Origin of the sequence: Streptomyces griseomycini (assembly GCF_014203535.1) — a bacterium.
Classification (GTDB): Bacteria; Actinomycetota; Actinomycetes; order Streptomycetales; family Streptomycetaceae; genus Streptomyces; species Streptomyces griseomycini.
Map to the genome: position 1 here is coordinate 336,040 of NZ_JACHJI010000001.1, position 12,598 is coordinate 348,637.

10 protein-coding genes are annotated in these 12,598 nt (G+C 70.7%); 1 reads left to right on the top strand and 9 read right to left on the bottom strand.

Annotated elements, in window-relative coordinates; translation table 11 throughout:
- Positions 1–578: 578 nt before the first annotated feature.
- On the top strand, positions 579–3,722 hold the full coding sequence (gene ileS / locus FHS37_RS01550; RefSeq protein ID WP_184817158.1) for an isoleucine--tRNA ligase: 3,144 nt from the start codon (positions 579–581) through the stop codon (positions 3,720–3,722).
- 221 nt (positions 3,723–3,943) lie between these two features.
- Here ileS and FHS37_RS01555 read toward each other — a convergent pair whose 3' ends face one another.
- The 9 genes from FHS37_RS01555 to ftsW all read right to left on the bottom strand — a co-directional run bounded on the left by FHS37_RS01555 (position 3,944) and on the right by ftsW (position 12,450).
- A complete protein-coding gene (locus tag FHS37_RS01555) occupies positions 3,944–5,095 on the bottom strand; it encodes a DivIVA domain-containing protein (RefSeq protein WP_184817159.1) in 1,152 nt (383 codons plus the stop codon).
- 57 nt (positions 5,096–5,152) lie between these two features.
- The gene (locus tag FHS37_RS01560; RefSeq protein ID WP_184817160.1) at positions 5,153–5,440 is read right to left on the bottom strand and encodes a YggT family protein; all 288 of its coding nucleotides are present in this window, start codon (positions 5,438–5,440) and stop codon (positions 5,153–5,155) included.
- Positions 5,441–5,488: 48 nt separating this feature from the next.
- Positions 5,489–6,130 (bottom strand): cell division protein SepF, encoded by a 642-nt coding sequence (locus tag FHS37_RS01565; protein ID WP_184817161.1) that lies wholly within the window; start codon positions 6,128–6,130, stop codon positions 5,489–5,491.
- Positions 6,131–6,258: 128 nt separating this feature from the next.
- The gene (locus tag FHS37_RS01570) at positions 6,259–6,978 is read right to left on the bottom strand and encodes a YggS family pyridoxal phosphate-dependent enzyme (RefSeq protein ID WP_184817162.1); all 720 of its coding nucleotides are present in this window, start codon (positions 6,976–6,978) and stop codon (positions 6,259–6,261) included.
- 6 nt (positions 6,979–6,984) lie between these two features.
- Complete coding sequence (gene pgeF, locus FHS37_RS01575; RefSeq protein WP_184817163.1) at positions 6,985–7,713, bottom strand: peptidoglycan editing factor PgeF; 729 nt, start codon at positions 7,711–7,713, stop codon at positions 6,985–6,987.
- On the bottom strand, positions 7,710–8,903 hold the full coding sequence (ftsZ, locus tag FHS37_RS01580; RefSeq protein ID WP_184817164.1) for a cell division protein FtsZ: 1,194 nt from the start codon (positions 8,901–8,903) through the stop codon (positions 7,710–7,712). Before ftsZ ends, pgeF begins: the two co-directional genes overlap by 4 nt.
- Positions 8,904–9,181: 278 nt before the next feature.
- Positions 9,182–9,976: a cell division protein FtsQ/DivIB gene (locus FHS37_RS01585; RefSeq protein ID WP_184817165.1), complete on the bottom strand. Its 795-nt coding sequence runs from the start codon at positions 9,974–9,976 to the stop codon at positions 9,182–9,184.
- A 20-nt stretch (positions 9,977–9,996) separates the two neighbouring features.
- Positions 9,997–11,091, bottom strand: a complete 1,095-nt coding sequence (gene murG, locus FHS37_RS01590; RefSeq protein ID WP_184817166.1) for an undecaprenyldiphospho-muramoylpentapeptide beta-N-acetylglucosaminyltransferase — start codon at positions 11,089–11,091, stop codon at positions 9,997–9,999.
- Between the two features lie 6 nt (positions 11,092–11,097).
- Positions 11,098–12,450 (bottom strand): putative lipid II flippase FtsW, encoded by a 1,353-nt coding sequence (ftsW, locus tag FHS37_RS01595; RefSeq protein WP_184817167.1) that lies wholly within the window; start codon positions 12,448–12,450, stop codon positions 11,098–11,100.
- Positions 12,451–12,598 lie beyond the last annotated feature (148 nt).

The following is a 12,598-nucleotide window of genomic DNA, read 5'->3' on the forward strand; positions in this document are numbered from 1 at the left end:
GGACGATAAATCGACTTGAGTCCCGCGGCAACGGGGCACACCGCCCGATTCCCTCGCCCCGCGGACGCCGCGCGGCGAACCTGCATGCGTTGTGCCCAGCTCCCCGCCGGGTATGCCGCCGAGGGCGACGTCCAGGGATCCGAACACGCGCACCACGCCATTCGGTACATGTCAGGCCATACCGGATCACGCGAAGCCCGTACGCGGCCCCCTCCCCCGGTCGCGGGGAAACCGGTCGGCCGCCACCCCCGCCGCGCCGTACACTGGGCGGAGCGAAAAGCGGAGATGGGGACGAGTAGCGGCGTACGCAGCCCAGAGCGACCCGGGGACGGTGTGAGCCCGGGGGCGAGCGCGACGTGAAGATCACCCCGGAGCCGCCGGAAGAAAGCCGCAGCGGCACGGCAGCGGCGAGTAGAACCGGCATCGCGACCCCAATGAGGGGGCTCACCGGCGCACACGATGCACCGGGGGGCCAAGGAGGGTGGTACCGCGGGAGCGCGCCGAAGGCGGCGCAGGGATCGACACGGCTCTCGTCCCTCCGGACGGAAGGCAGCAAGTCCGCCGGAGGAAGCTCGCTGATGACAACGCCGACGTACCGCCAGGTACCCGCCCAGGTCGACCTGCCCGCCCTCGAGCACGCGGTGCTCGACTTCTGGCGCGAGCAGAAGATCTTCGCCAAGAGCCTGGAGCAGTCCGAGGGCCGCCCCGAGTGGGTGTTCTACGAGGGTCCGCCCACCGCCAACGGCATGCCGGGCGCCCACCACATCGAGGCGCGCGTCTTCAAGGACGTCTTCCCCCGCTTCCGCACCATGCGCGGCTACCACGTGGCGCGCAAGGCCGGCTGGGACTGCCACGGCCTGCCCGTGGAGCTGGCGGTGGAGAAGGAGCTGGGCTTCTCCGGCAAGAAGGACATCGAGGCGTACGGCATCGCCGAGTTCAACGCCAAGTGCCGCGAGTCCGTGCTCCGCCACACCGACGCCTTCTCCGAGCTGACCACCCGCATGGGCTACTGGGTCGACCTCGACGAGGCGTACGTGACCATGGAGCCCGAGTACATCGAGTCCGTCTGGTGGTCGCTGAAGGAGATCTTCAACAAGGGCCTGCTGGTCCAGGACCACCGCGTCGCCCCCTGGTGCCCGCGCTGCGGCACCGGCCTGTCCGACCACGAGCTGGCCCAGGGCTACGAGACGGTCGTCGACCCGTCCGTCTACGTCCGCTTCCCGCTCACCTCCGGCCCGCTGGCCGGCGAGGCCGCGCTCCTGGTGTGGACGACCACCCCGTGGACCCTGGTCTCCAACACCGCCGTCGCCGCGCACCCCGAGGTCACCTACGTCGTCGCCACGAACGGCGAGGAGCGGCTCGTCGTCGCCGAGCCACTGGTGGAGAAGGCCCTCGGCGAGGGCTGGGAGACCACCGGCCGGACCTTCACCGGCGCCGAGATGGAGCGCTGGACGTACCGGCGCCCCTTCGAGCTGGTCGAGTTCCCGGAGCCCGCGCACTACGTGGTGAACGCCGAGTACGTCACCACCGAGGACGGCACGGGTCTGGTCCACCAGTCCCCCGCCTTCGGTGAGGACGACCTCAGGGTCTGCCGCTCCTACGGCCTGCCGGTCGTGAACCCGGTCCGCCCCGACGGCACCTTCGCCGAGGACGTCCCGATGGTCGGCGGCGTCTTCTTCAAGAAGGCCGACGAGAAGCTGACCGCGGACCTCGACGAGCGCGGCCTGCTCTTCCGGCACATCCCGTACGAGCACAGCTACCCGCACTGCTGGCGCTGCCACACCGCGCTGCTCTACTACGCGCAGCCGTCCTGGTACATCCGCACCACGGCGATCAAGGACCGCCTCCTGGCGGAGAACGAGAGGACCAACTGGTTCCCGGACACGGTCAAGCACGGCCGGTACGGCGACTGGCTGAACAACAACATCGACTGGGCGCTGTCCCGCAACCGCTACTGGGGCACCCCGCTGCCGATCTGGCGCTGTGAGGACGACCACCTCACGGTCGTCGGTTCCCGCGCGGAGCTGACCGGGCTGACCGGCACCGACCAGTCGGGCCTCGACCCGCACCGCCCGTACATCGACGAGGTCACCTTCGCCTGCCCGCAGGACGGGTGCGGGAAGACGGCCACGCGCGTGCCGGAGGTCATCGACGCCTGGTACGACTCGGGCTCGATGCCGTTCGCGCAGTGGGGCTACCCGTACAAGAACAAGGAACTCTTCGAGTCCCGCTACCCGGCGCAGTTCATCAGCGAGGCCATCGACCAGACCCGCGGCTGGTTCTACACGCTGATGGCGGTCGGCACCCTGGTCTTCGACAGGTCGTCGTACGAGAACGTCGTCTGCCTCGGCCACATCCTCGCCGAGGACGGCCGGAAGATGTCCAAGCACCTGGGCAACATCCTGCAGCCGATCCCGCTGATGGACCAGCACGGCGCCGACGCGGTCCGCTGGTTCATGGCTGCCGGCGGCTCCCCGTGGGCGGCCCGCCGCGTCGGCCACGGCACCATCCAGGAGGTCGTCCGCAAGACGCTCCTCACCTACTGGAACACGGTCGCCTTCCAGGCCCTGTACGCCCGCACCTCCGGCTGGGCCCCGAGCGAGGCCGACCCGGCCCCGGCCGACCGCCCGCTGCTGGACCGCTGGCTGCTGTCCGAGCTGCACGCGCTCACCGACCAGGTCACCCAGGCGCTGGAGGGCTACGACACCCAGCGCGCCGGCAAGCTGCTGTCCGCGTTCGTCGACGACCTCTCCAACTGGTACGTGCGCCGCTCCCGCCGCCGCTTCTGGCAGGGCGACAAGGCCGCGCTGCGCACGCTGCACGAGGTCGTCGAGACGGTCACCAAGCTGATGGCCCCGCTGACCCCGTTCATCACCGAGCGGGTCTGGCAGGACCTGGTCGTCCCGGTCACCCCGGGTGCGCCGGAGTCGGTGCACCTGTCCTCCTGGCCGGAGGCGGACCTGACCGCGATCGACCCGGAGCTGTCGAAGCAGATGGTGCTGGTGCGCCGGCTGGTCGAGCTGGGCCGGGCCACGCGCGCGGAGTCGGGCGTGAAGACGCGCCAGCCGCTGAAGCGGGCGCTGATCGCGGCCGGCGGCTTCGACACGCTCGACCCGGAGCTGCACACGCAGATCACGGAGGAGCTGAACGTCGAGTCGCTGGCGTCGCTCTCGCAGGTCGGCGGCTCGCTGGTGGACACGACGGCCAAGGCCAACTTCCGCGCGCTGGGCAAGCGGTTCGGCAAGCGCGTCCAGGACGTGGCCAAGGCGATCGCGGGCGCGGACGCCGCGGCCCTGTCCCTGGCCCTGCGCGAGGGCACGGCCTCGGTCGAGGTCGACGGTGAGACGATCACCCTCGCCCCGGACGAGGTGATCATCACGGAGACCCCGCGCGAGGGCTGGTCGGTGGCGTCCGACGCCGGTGCCACGGTCGCCCTCGACCTGGAGATCACGGAGGAGCTGCGCCGCGCGGGCCTGGCCCGGGACGCGATCCGGCTGATCCAGGAGGCCCGCAAGAACAGCGGCCTCGACGTGGCCGACCGCATCGCCCTGCGCTGGACGGCCGCGGAGCCCGCGACCGTCGCGGCCCTGACCGAGCACTCCGCACTGATCGCCGACGAGGTCCTCGCCACGGACTTCGCCCAGGGCGAGGCGGACGACACGTACGGGGACGCGTTCACCGACGAGGGCCTGTCCCTGACGTTCCGCCTGCGCAAGGCGTAACGCGCGAGGCCCCGCAGCGAGGGCCCGGGACCGCCGGGAGAAATTCCGGCGGTCCCGGGCCCTCGGCGTTGTGTCCTGCGGACAGACGCTCCCCGCCTCGAACAACCGCCGCGAAGAAGCCCGAACGCGCGTAGCACAAGGGCGGGGCCCCGGGTTGGTGAACCCGGGGCCCCGCCCTGAACGCTGCCGACCACTACGCCGTACTCATGGCCACAGGGCCGTCAGTTGTCGTCCTCGTCGATGAGGAACCCGCGCATCGGCGAGGGCGCCTGCCCCATCGGCGACGGCCCCTGCGGACGCACCGGCGCCATCGGCTGGGTCATCGCCGGCTGCATCTGCTGCTGACCGCCGTACGACGGACCGGACTGGCCGCCGGGGCCGCCGCCCATCGTCTGGTTGCCGCCGTAGGACGGCGCACCGGCACCGGCCGGAGCCATCGAGGGCGCCGGGGACGGCGGCAGCGACGGAGCGGCGCTCGCGGGCTGGCGCGGCGGGGCGAGCGAGTCGTCCGCCTGGGTCTCCAGCTGGCGCAGCTGCGACTCCAGGTAGGACTTCAGCCGCGTGCGGTACTCGCGCTCGAAGCCGCGCAGGTCCTCGACCTTGCGCTCCAGCGTGGCGCGGGCGGACTCCAGGGAGCCCATCGCGACGCGGTGCTTCTCCTGCGCGTCCCGCTCCAGGGCGTCGGCCTTGGCACGGGCGTCCCGCTCGAGACCCTCGGCGCGCGAACGCGCCTCGCCCACGATCTTGTTGGCCTCGGAACGGGCCTCCGCGATCGCCTGGTCGGCGGTCTGCTGGGCCAGCGACAGCACCCGCGCGGCGCTGTCGCCGCCGGGGCCTCCCTGCTGACCGGGAAGTCCGGGAGGACCGCCCATGGGGCCGCCCATCGGGCCACCGGGGCCCATCTGCCCCTGCATCGGGCCACCCTGGCCCATCGGCCCGGGACCCTGGCCCATGGGGCCGGGACCCTGCGGGCCGCCCTGTCCGCCGGGGCCGGCGGGCAGCTGAGGAGCACCGCTCGGCAGCTGGGGCGGACCACCCATGGGGCCACCCATCTGCTGCTGCGGCGGGCCCGATATGCCGGCGGGCACCGGAGCGCCGGGACCTCGCATGCCCTGCTGGGGCATGCCCTGAGGCGGCCCCTGCTGCTGCTGGTCCTGTGGCTCGGGAGGCTTGCGCATGTTCTGCTGGTTCTGGGCAGCGGCGCGCGTGGCCGCGGCCAGCTTGGCGCGCAGGTCCTCGTTCTCGCGGAGCAGGCGCGTCAGTTCGGCTTCGACCTCGTCGAGGAAGGCATCGACCTCGTCCTCGTCATAGCCTTCTCGGAGGCGGACGGTCGTGAACTGCTTGTTCCGCACGTCCTCGGGGGTCAACGGCATCTCTTCACCTCAACGTAGTCATCGGCAGTCGGCAGGCCCATGTCGTCCACAGTCACCTCACAGTGCCCTGCCCACGAGGGAGATCAGAATGTAGACGATGATCATCAGTACGAAGAAGGACAGGTCGAGCGCCACGCCCCCGAGACGCAGCGGCGGGATGAACCGCCGCAGAAGCTTCAGCGGTGGATCGGTGACAGTGTAGGTGGCCTCCAGGACGACCACCATCGCCTTGCCGGGTTGCCACGAGCGGGCGAACTGGAAGACGTAGTCCATGACCAGCCGGAAGATGAGCACGATGAGGAACACCATCAGCGCGATGTAGATCACCTGCGCGAACACGCTCATGGCCTGCTTTTCCCTCTCCCCTGTGCCTTGCTCGATCGGTCCTGCGTCTCAGCTCTGGTTGAAGAACCCGCCCTCTGCGATGCGGGCCTTGTCCTCCGCCGTGACATCGACGTTAGCAGGAGACAGCAGGAACACCTTCTGCGTCACCCGCTCGATACTGCCGTGAAGACCAAACACCAAACCGGCCGCAAAGTCGACAAGTCGCTTCGCGTCTGTGTCGTCCATCTCAGTCAGATTCATGATCACCGGCGTGCCCTCACGGAAGTGTTCCCCGATGGTACGGGCCTCGTTGTAGGTCCGGGGGTGGAGCGTGGTGATCCGGTAAGGCTCTCGTTCCGACACGACCTTGGGCATGATCACCGGTGCGTTCTTCTCCAGGCTTGCGCGTTCTTGTGTGATGGATGCCACGGGCGCGATGCGCGCCGGGCGTGGCGATTCCGCGGGGAGCGAAGCGGCGCGGGCGACCGGTTCGCGGGGCGCGGGCGGCTGCACGACTCGCACCTCTTCGTCCCTCTGGGGCTGGTGTGAACCATGTGACTGGTGCGACATTTCATGCCGCCTGTGGTCACGCTCGGGCTCCGGGTCGAGTTCGGGTTCAAAGTCGTCATCTGGGTCGAATCCGCGGCCGTCGTACCCATCGTCCTCCACGAGGCCGAGGTAGACCGCCATCTTGCGCATCGCGCCGGCCATGCTTCGAGTCCTCCGCTCTGTGGTGGATCCGCTGACGACCGCCAAGTGCCCGCGATCCACGAGGTCCTTATGTCCGCTATTGGCGGCAATGACCATATTTTCTGCTGTGGTCCGACTTCTTGGCGACGTTACCCGAGCCTGGGGCGGACTCCGAGTACCGCACTGCCGACGCGCACATGTGTCGCTCCGGCGGCAACGGCCTGTTCGAGGTCCGCACTCATTCCTGCCGAGACCATGTTCGCAGCCGGATGGGCCCTGCGCAGGTCGGTCGACAAAACCATCAGCCGCTCGAACGCCGCCCGTTGACGTCCGGCGTACTCCCCGGTGAGCGGGGCGACCGTCATCAGACCGTCCAGCCGCAGCCCCTCGGCCCCGGCGACGAGTCCGGCCAACTCCTCGACGCCGCCGGGCGCGACGCCGCCGCGCTCCCCCCGGCCGCTCTCTCCCGCGTCGAGTGCGACCTGGATGAGGCAGCCCACCTCGCGCCCGGCCCGCACGGCCTCCCGGGAGAGTGCCGTCACCAGCCGGGACCGGTCGACGGACTGCACGACGTCGGCATAACCGACCACGGAGCGCACCTTGTTGGTCTGAAGCTGACCGACGAAGTGCCACGAAAGGGACAGATCCGAGCACTGCGCCGCCTTGGGGGCGGCGTCCTGGTCGCGGTTCTCGGCGACATGGCGCACACCGAGTTCCGACAGGATCCGCACATCGCTCGCCGGGAAGGTCTTGGTGACCACGATGAGGGTGACCTCGTCGCGCGCGCGTCCGGCCGCGGCGCACGCGGCGGTGATCCGCTCCTCCACTCTCGCCAGGTTCGCGGCGAGTTCACCCTTACGGTCCGTCATGTCCCATCAGTCCAGCCACACATAGCCCGCGAGCCGCCCGGTGGTGCGGTCGCGTCGGTACGAGAAGTGATCCCCCGACTCCAGCGTGCACACCGGCGCCTGCTCCCGGTCGCACACCCCGAGCCGTTCGAGCTGCGCGTGCACGCCCGCGCCCACGTCGACCGCCGGCGTGCCCCAGCTGGTCTCGGCGTGCGCCGCCGGCTCGACGGCGGCCACCTCGGCGCGCATCGCCTCCGGCACTTCGTAGCACCGGCCGCAGACGGCGGGTCCGGTGCGGGCGACGATCCGCGCCGGGTCGGCGCCGAGTTCCGTCATGGCCCGTACGGCGGCGGGGACCACCCCGGCGACGAGTCCGGGCCGGCCCGCGTGGGCCGCGGCGACGATTCCGGCGACGGGGTCGGCGAGCAGCACCGGCACGCAGTCGGCGGTGAGCACGGCGAGGGCGAGTCCCCGCCGCGCGGTGACGATCGCGTCGACCTCGGGGACCGGACGGTCACCCCAGGGCCCGTCGACCACGACCGCGTCGGCCCCGTGCACCTGGTTCATCCAGACCACCCGGGCCGGATCGACGCCGAGGGACCCGGCGGCCAGTTCGCGGTTGGCGCGTACGGCGTCGGGGGCGTCGCCGACGGCCCCGCCGAGATTGAGCTCCTCATACGGAGCGGCGCTCACCCCGCCCCACCGGTCGGTGAAGGCGAAGTGCGCGCCGCTCACGCTCTCGCGCTGTCCTATCACTTCAGGAAGTCCGGTACGTCCAGCTCCTCGGCCGCGCTGTCGTAGGTCCGCGACGGCTGGACCGGCGGCTGGGCGACCGGGATGTCGTGCACCGGCTCCGGCGCCACCGGAGCCGGGTCCTCCTTCGGCGTGACGCTGCCGAGCGAGCCGAAGGAGGGGCGGCTCTCCGGCTGCCGTGCCGGGGCCGGCTCCTCGCGCTTGGCCGAGGTCGAACCGAGGACGTTCTCCCGCTTGGCGGGCGGCTGACCGCCGTCGAAGCCGGCCGCGATCACCGTGACCCGGACCTCGTCGCCGAGGGCGTCGTCGATCACCGCGCCGAAGATGATGTTGGCCTCGGGGTGGGCGGCCTCGCTCACCAGCTGGGCGGCCTCGTTGATCTCGAACAGGCCGAGGTCGCTGCCGCCGGAGATGGAGAGCAGCACGCCGCGGGCGCCGTCGATGGAGGCCTCCAGCAGCGGGGAGGAGATGGCCATCTCGGCGGCGGCCACCGCGCGGTCGTCGCCGCGGGCCGAGCCGATGCCCATGAGGGCCGAACCGGCCTCCGACATGACCGACTTCACGTCGGCGAAGTCGAGGTTGATCAGGCCGGGCGTGGTGATGAGGTCGGTGATGCCCTGGACACCGGAGAGGAGGACCTGGTCCGCCGACTTGAAGGCGTCGAGGACCGAGACCTGGCGGTCCGAGATGGACAGCAGCCGGTCGTTCGGGATGACGATGAGGGTGTCGACCTCTTCGCGGAGCTCCGCGATCCCGTCCTCGGCCTGGTTCGCGCGGCGCCTCCCCTCGAAGGTGAACGGGCGCGTGACCACACCGATGGTGAGGGCGCCGAGCGAGCGGGCGATGTTGGCCACGACGGGCGCGCCGCCGGTGCCGGTGCCGCCGCCTTCACCGGCCGTCACGAAGACCATGTCGGCCCCCTTGAGGACCTCCTCGATCTCCTCGCGGTGGTCCTCGGCGGCCTTGCGGCCGACGGCCGGGTTGGCTCCGGCGCCGAGTCCGCGGGTGAGTTCACGGCCGACGTCGAGCTTGACGTCGGCGTCGCTCATCAACAGGGCTTGCGCGTCGGTGTTGATGGCGATGAACTCGACGCCCTTGAGACCGACCTCGATCATCCGGTTGATGGCATTGACACCACCGCCGCCGACACCGATGACTTTGATGACTGCGAGGTAGTTCTGCGGTGCTGCCACGTCGAAGGCCTCTCGCCTCGAGTTACGTGTCGCCGTTTCGCGGGTGCCCGCGACCCGGCGACTGATGCCGAATGGGACGGTCCGTAGCGCCGACCCGAACCCTAACGTTGAAGTTTAGGGTTACCAGTGTGTCTGTTCCCTGAAGTCTTCTGAACAGGACACTAAGTCGACAAGCGGCGCCCGTTCAACGAACACGCCGAACCTCCCGTTTTTCTTTTCACCCTATGTGATCAGCCGTAGCGCTGCCCAACCAGGGTGCTGGCCTGCGTCGATGCGCGTCAACTCCTTGATGACGCCGGAGCGGTGGGAACGCTGACGTCGAAGTGCCGCGCACCGGGCGCCGCTTTCATCAGGGCGACGAGGGTACGGGCTTTCGCGGCGCCCTTCTCGCCGCTTCCCCAGTCGACCGTCCTGCCGCCCGTCAACTGCAGCGAGATGTCGTCGTAGGAACGGACCTTGACCTTGCGGGTCGCGCGCGCGACGGAGTCCGGGACGGCACCGGCGGCCCGCACCGCCTCCCGCACCAGCCGGTCCTCGCCGAAGCGGCGCAGACTCGCGGCCGCGGAACCGGTCCGGGAGACGGCCAATTCCAGCAGGGGGACGCCTTGGGGAGCCTGGGAAACCGTGGCGAATCGGACACCTTCATTGTCCACTTCGATGAACTTTCCGCCCTTTTGCACGAGAAGGACCGGAGTGCGTTCCGTCACTTTCAGCTCGATTTCGTCCGGCCAGGAACGGATCACGTCAACCGTGTCAATTCGGGGCAATTCCCGGGCAAGCCGCGCCTCGATCGCCCCGGTGTCCACGGAAATCAACTGCTCCCCGAGAGGAACGTCCGCAGCGTCGCGCACCTGCGCGGGTGACAGGACCCGGGTGCCGGACACGGAGACGCGCTCCACGCGCACCAGGTCCGAGCCGTACAGCAGCCAGAAGGCCCCGCTCCCGAGGAAGACGAGGGCGCCGGCCAGGACGACGAGCATCCGGAGGCGCCGCCGCCGGGACCGCCGGACGGGCGGCGGGCCGGACGACCCCTGTCGGCGTTCACCGCGCTCGGCGGTGGTCGATCCGGCCACGCACGCGCTCCTTTCAGCGGCTAGTTGCGGTGGCGCGAGGCGATGGCCTCGTACACCATGCCGACGAGCAGGTCGTCGGCGTCCCGGCGGCCGAACTCGGCGGCGGCGCGGGACATCTCGTACAGCCGGTGCGGGTCGGCGAGCACGGGCAGGACGTTGTGCTGCACCCACTCCGGGGTCAGCTCCGCGTCGTCGACCAGCAGTCCGCCGCCGGCCTTGACCACCGGCTGGGCGTTGAGCCGCTGTTCGCCGTTGCCGATGGGCAGCGGGACGTAGGCGGCCGGGAGTCCGACGGCGGAGAGCTCGGCGACGGTCATCGCGCCCGCGCGGCAGAGCATCATGTCGGCCGCGGCGTACGCGAGGTCCATCCGGTCCAGGTAACTTACCGGGATGTAGGGGGGCATCCCCGGCATCTGGTGCACCTGCGGCAGTTCGTTCTTCGGGCCGACCGCGTGCAGGATCTGGATCCCGGCCTGCTGCAGCCACGGAGCCACCTGCTGGACGACCTCGTTCAGCCGGCGGGCGCCCTGCGAGCCGCCGGAGACCAGCAGCGTCGGCAGGTTGGGGTCGAGCCCGAACGCGGCGCGGGCCTCGGGCCGCACGGCGGCCCGGTCCAGGGTGGCGATGGAGCGGCGCAGCGGGATCCCGATGTACCGGGCGTTCCGCAGCTTGCTGTCGGGCGTGGAGACGGCGACCTGGGCGGCGTAGCGGGAGCCGATCTTGTTGGCCAGACCGGGCCGGGCGTTGGCCTCGTGGATCACGATCGGCACGCCGAGCCGCTTGGCCGCGAGGTATCCGGGCAGGGCGACGTAGCCGCCGAAGCCGACCACGGCGTCCGCCTTGGTGCGCTCCAGGATCTGCTCGGTCGCCTTGATGGTGCCGCGCAGCCGGCCCGGGACGGTGATCAGTTCGGGGGTCGGCTTGCGTGGCAGCGGCACGGCGGGGATCAGCGCCAGCTCGTACCCGCGCTCGGGTACCAGACGTGTCTCGAGGCCGCGCTCCGTGCCCAGGGCCGTGATGCCCACGGTCGGATCCTGCCTGCGCAGGGCGTCCGCGAGGGCGAGCGCGGGCTCGATGTGGCCCGCGGTTCCTCCGCCGGCGAGTACGACATGCACCGAAATTCACCGCTCTCCGGACGAGCGCGCCGCAGCGGCGCGCCGTCGCATCGTGTTCCATCTCCGGGGCCGCTGAGAACCCCCGTTCCGCTTTTTACCAAAGCGGGGTTGCCGCATCGCAAGCGCCATCCGCGCAGCGGGGTCCTCACGCGCGAAGGCGATCAGCAGCCCGATGGCGAACATGGTCGGCAGCAGGGCGGATCCTCCGTAGGAGAACAGCGGGAGCGGGACGCCGGCGATCGGCAGCAGGCCGAGCACCGCACCGATGTTGATCACGGCCTGGGCCGTGATCCAGGTGGTCACGCCTCCCGCGGCGTACCTCACGAAGGGGTCCTCCGTGCGTCCGGCCACGCGGATGCCCGCATAGCCTAGAGCCGCGAAGAGGGCGAGCACCGACAGCGTCCCCGCCAGACCCAGTTCCTCACCGGTGACGGCGAAGATGAAGTCGGTGTGGGCTTCGGGGAGTTGGCCCCATTTCTCCACACTCGCACCGAGTCCGGAACCGAAGATCCCGCCGGAGGCGAGGGCGTAGATCCCGTGCACGGCCTGCCAGCAGTCGACCGGTCCCGACTGGGGCTCGGTGGCGCCGAGACAGGCGAGCCGGGCCATCCGGTTCGGGCTGGTGCGGATGAGGATCACCCCGATCAGGGCGGCGACGGACAGCACCCCGGCGAACAGCCGCGTGGGCGCCCCCGCCAGCCACAGCAGGCCGAACAGGATCGCCGTCAGGATGATCGCCGTGCCCATGTCGCCGCCGAGCATGATCAGTCCGAGCAGCATGAAGGCGGCCGGCACCAGCGGCACCAGCATGTGCTTCCACTGGGTCAGCAGCCGTCTGTCCTGTTTGCGGGCGAGCAGGTCGGCGCCCCACAGCACCAGCGCCAGCTTGCCGAACTCACTGGGCTGGAGCTGGAAGGAGCCGCCGAGGGCGATCCAGTTCTGGTTTCCGTTGACCGCGACCCCTATCCCCGGCACCTGCACCAGGGCCATCAGGACGACGGCGCCCGCGAGGATGGGGTAGGCCAGCGCCCGGTGCAGCTTCACCGGCATCCGGGAGGCCACGAGCAGCAGCACGGTGCCGATCACGGCGGCCAGGAGCTGCTTGCGGAAGAAGTAGGAGCCCGGCAGGGACATCTGCAGCGCGGTGATCTGGGAGGCCGAGTAGACCATCACCAGGCCGAGCACGGTGATCAGCGCGCTGCCGCCGAGGATCAGGTAGTACGCGGTCAGCGGCCGGTCCCAGGCCTTGCGGGCCCGTGCGTGCAGGGCGCGCACGGGGCTCTCGCGCGGGGGCCGGGGCACGACAGGCCGGCGGGCGGCCCGCTGCACGGGCGGCCCGCCGGTACGGCTACCAGGCATCACGGCCTCCGCCGCACGCCGGGCGGGCGTACGCACCGGCCCCGCCCGGCTCGGCTGCGGGGCGCCGTTGCCCGGAGCCGGCCTGATCCGGAAGACAGGCCCTAGACGGTCCCACTCGTCCCTCCCGAGGTCGCCCGGCGCAGGCGGC

What these genes read in the sequence shown, in the direction of transcription:
- FHS37_RS01565 (WP_184817161.1), bottom strand. Translation starts at nt 6,130, where the DNA reads ATGGCCGGCGCGATGCGCAAGATGGCGGTCTACCTCGGCCTCGTGGAG.
- ileS (WP_184817158.1), top strand. Translation starts at nt 579, where the DNA reads ATGACAACGCCGACGTACCGCCAGGTACCCGCCCAGGTCGACCTGCCC.
- FHS37_RS01570 (WP_184817162.1), bottom strand. Translation starts at nt 6,978, where the DNA reads ATGACGGACCGTAAGGGTGAACTCGCCGCGAACCTGGCGAGAGTGGAG.
- ftsW (WP_184817167.1), bottom strand. Translation starts at nt 12,450, where the DNA reads ATGCCTGGTAGCCGTACCGGCGGGCCGCCCGTGCAGCGGGCCGCCCGC.
- FHS37_RS01560 (WP_184817160.1), bottom strand. Translation starts at nt 5,440, where the DNA reads ATGAGCGTGTTCGCGCAGGTGATCTACATCGCGCTGATGGTGTTCCTC.
- FHS37_RS01555 (WP_184817159.1), bottom strand. Translation starts at nt 5,095, where the DNA reads ATGCCGTTGACCCCCGAGGACGTGCGGAACAAGCAGTTCACGACCGTC.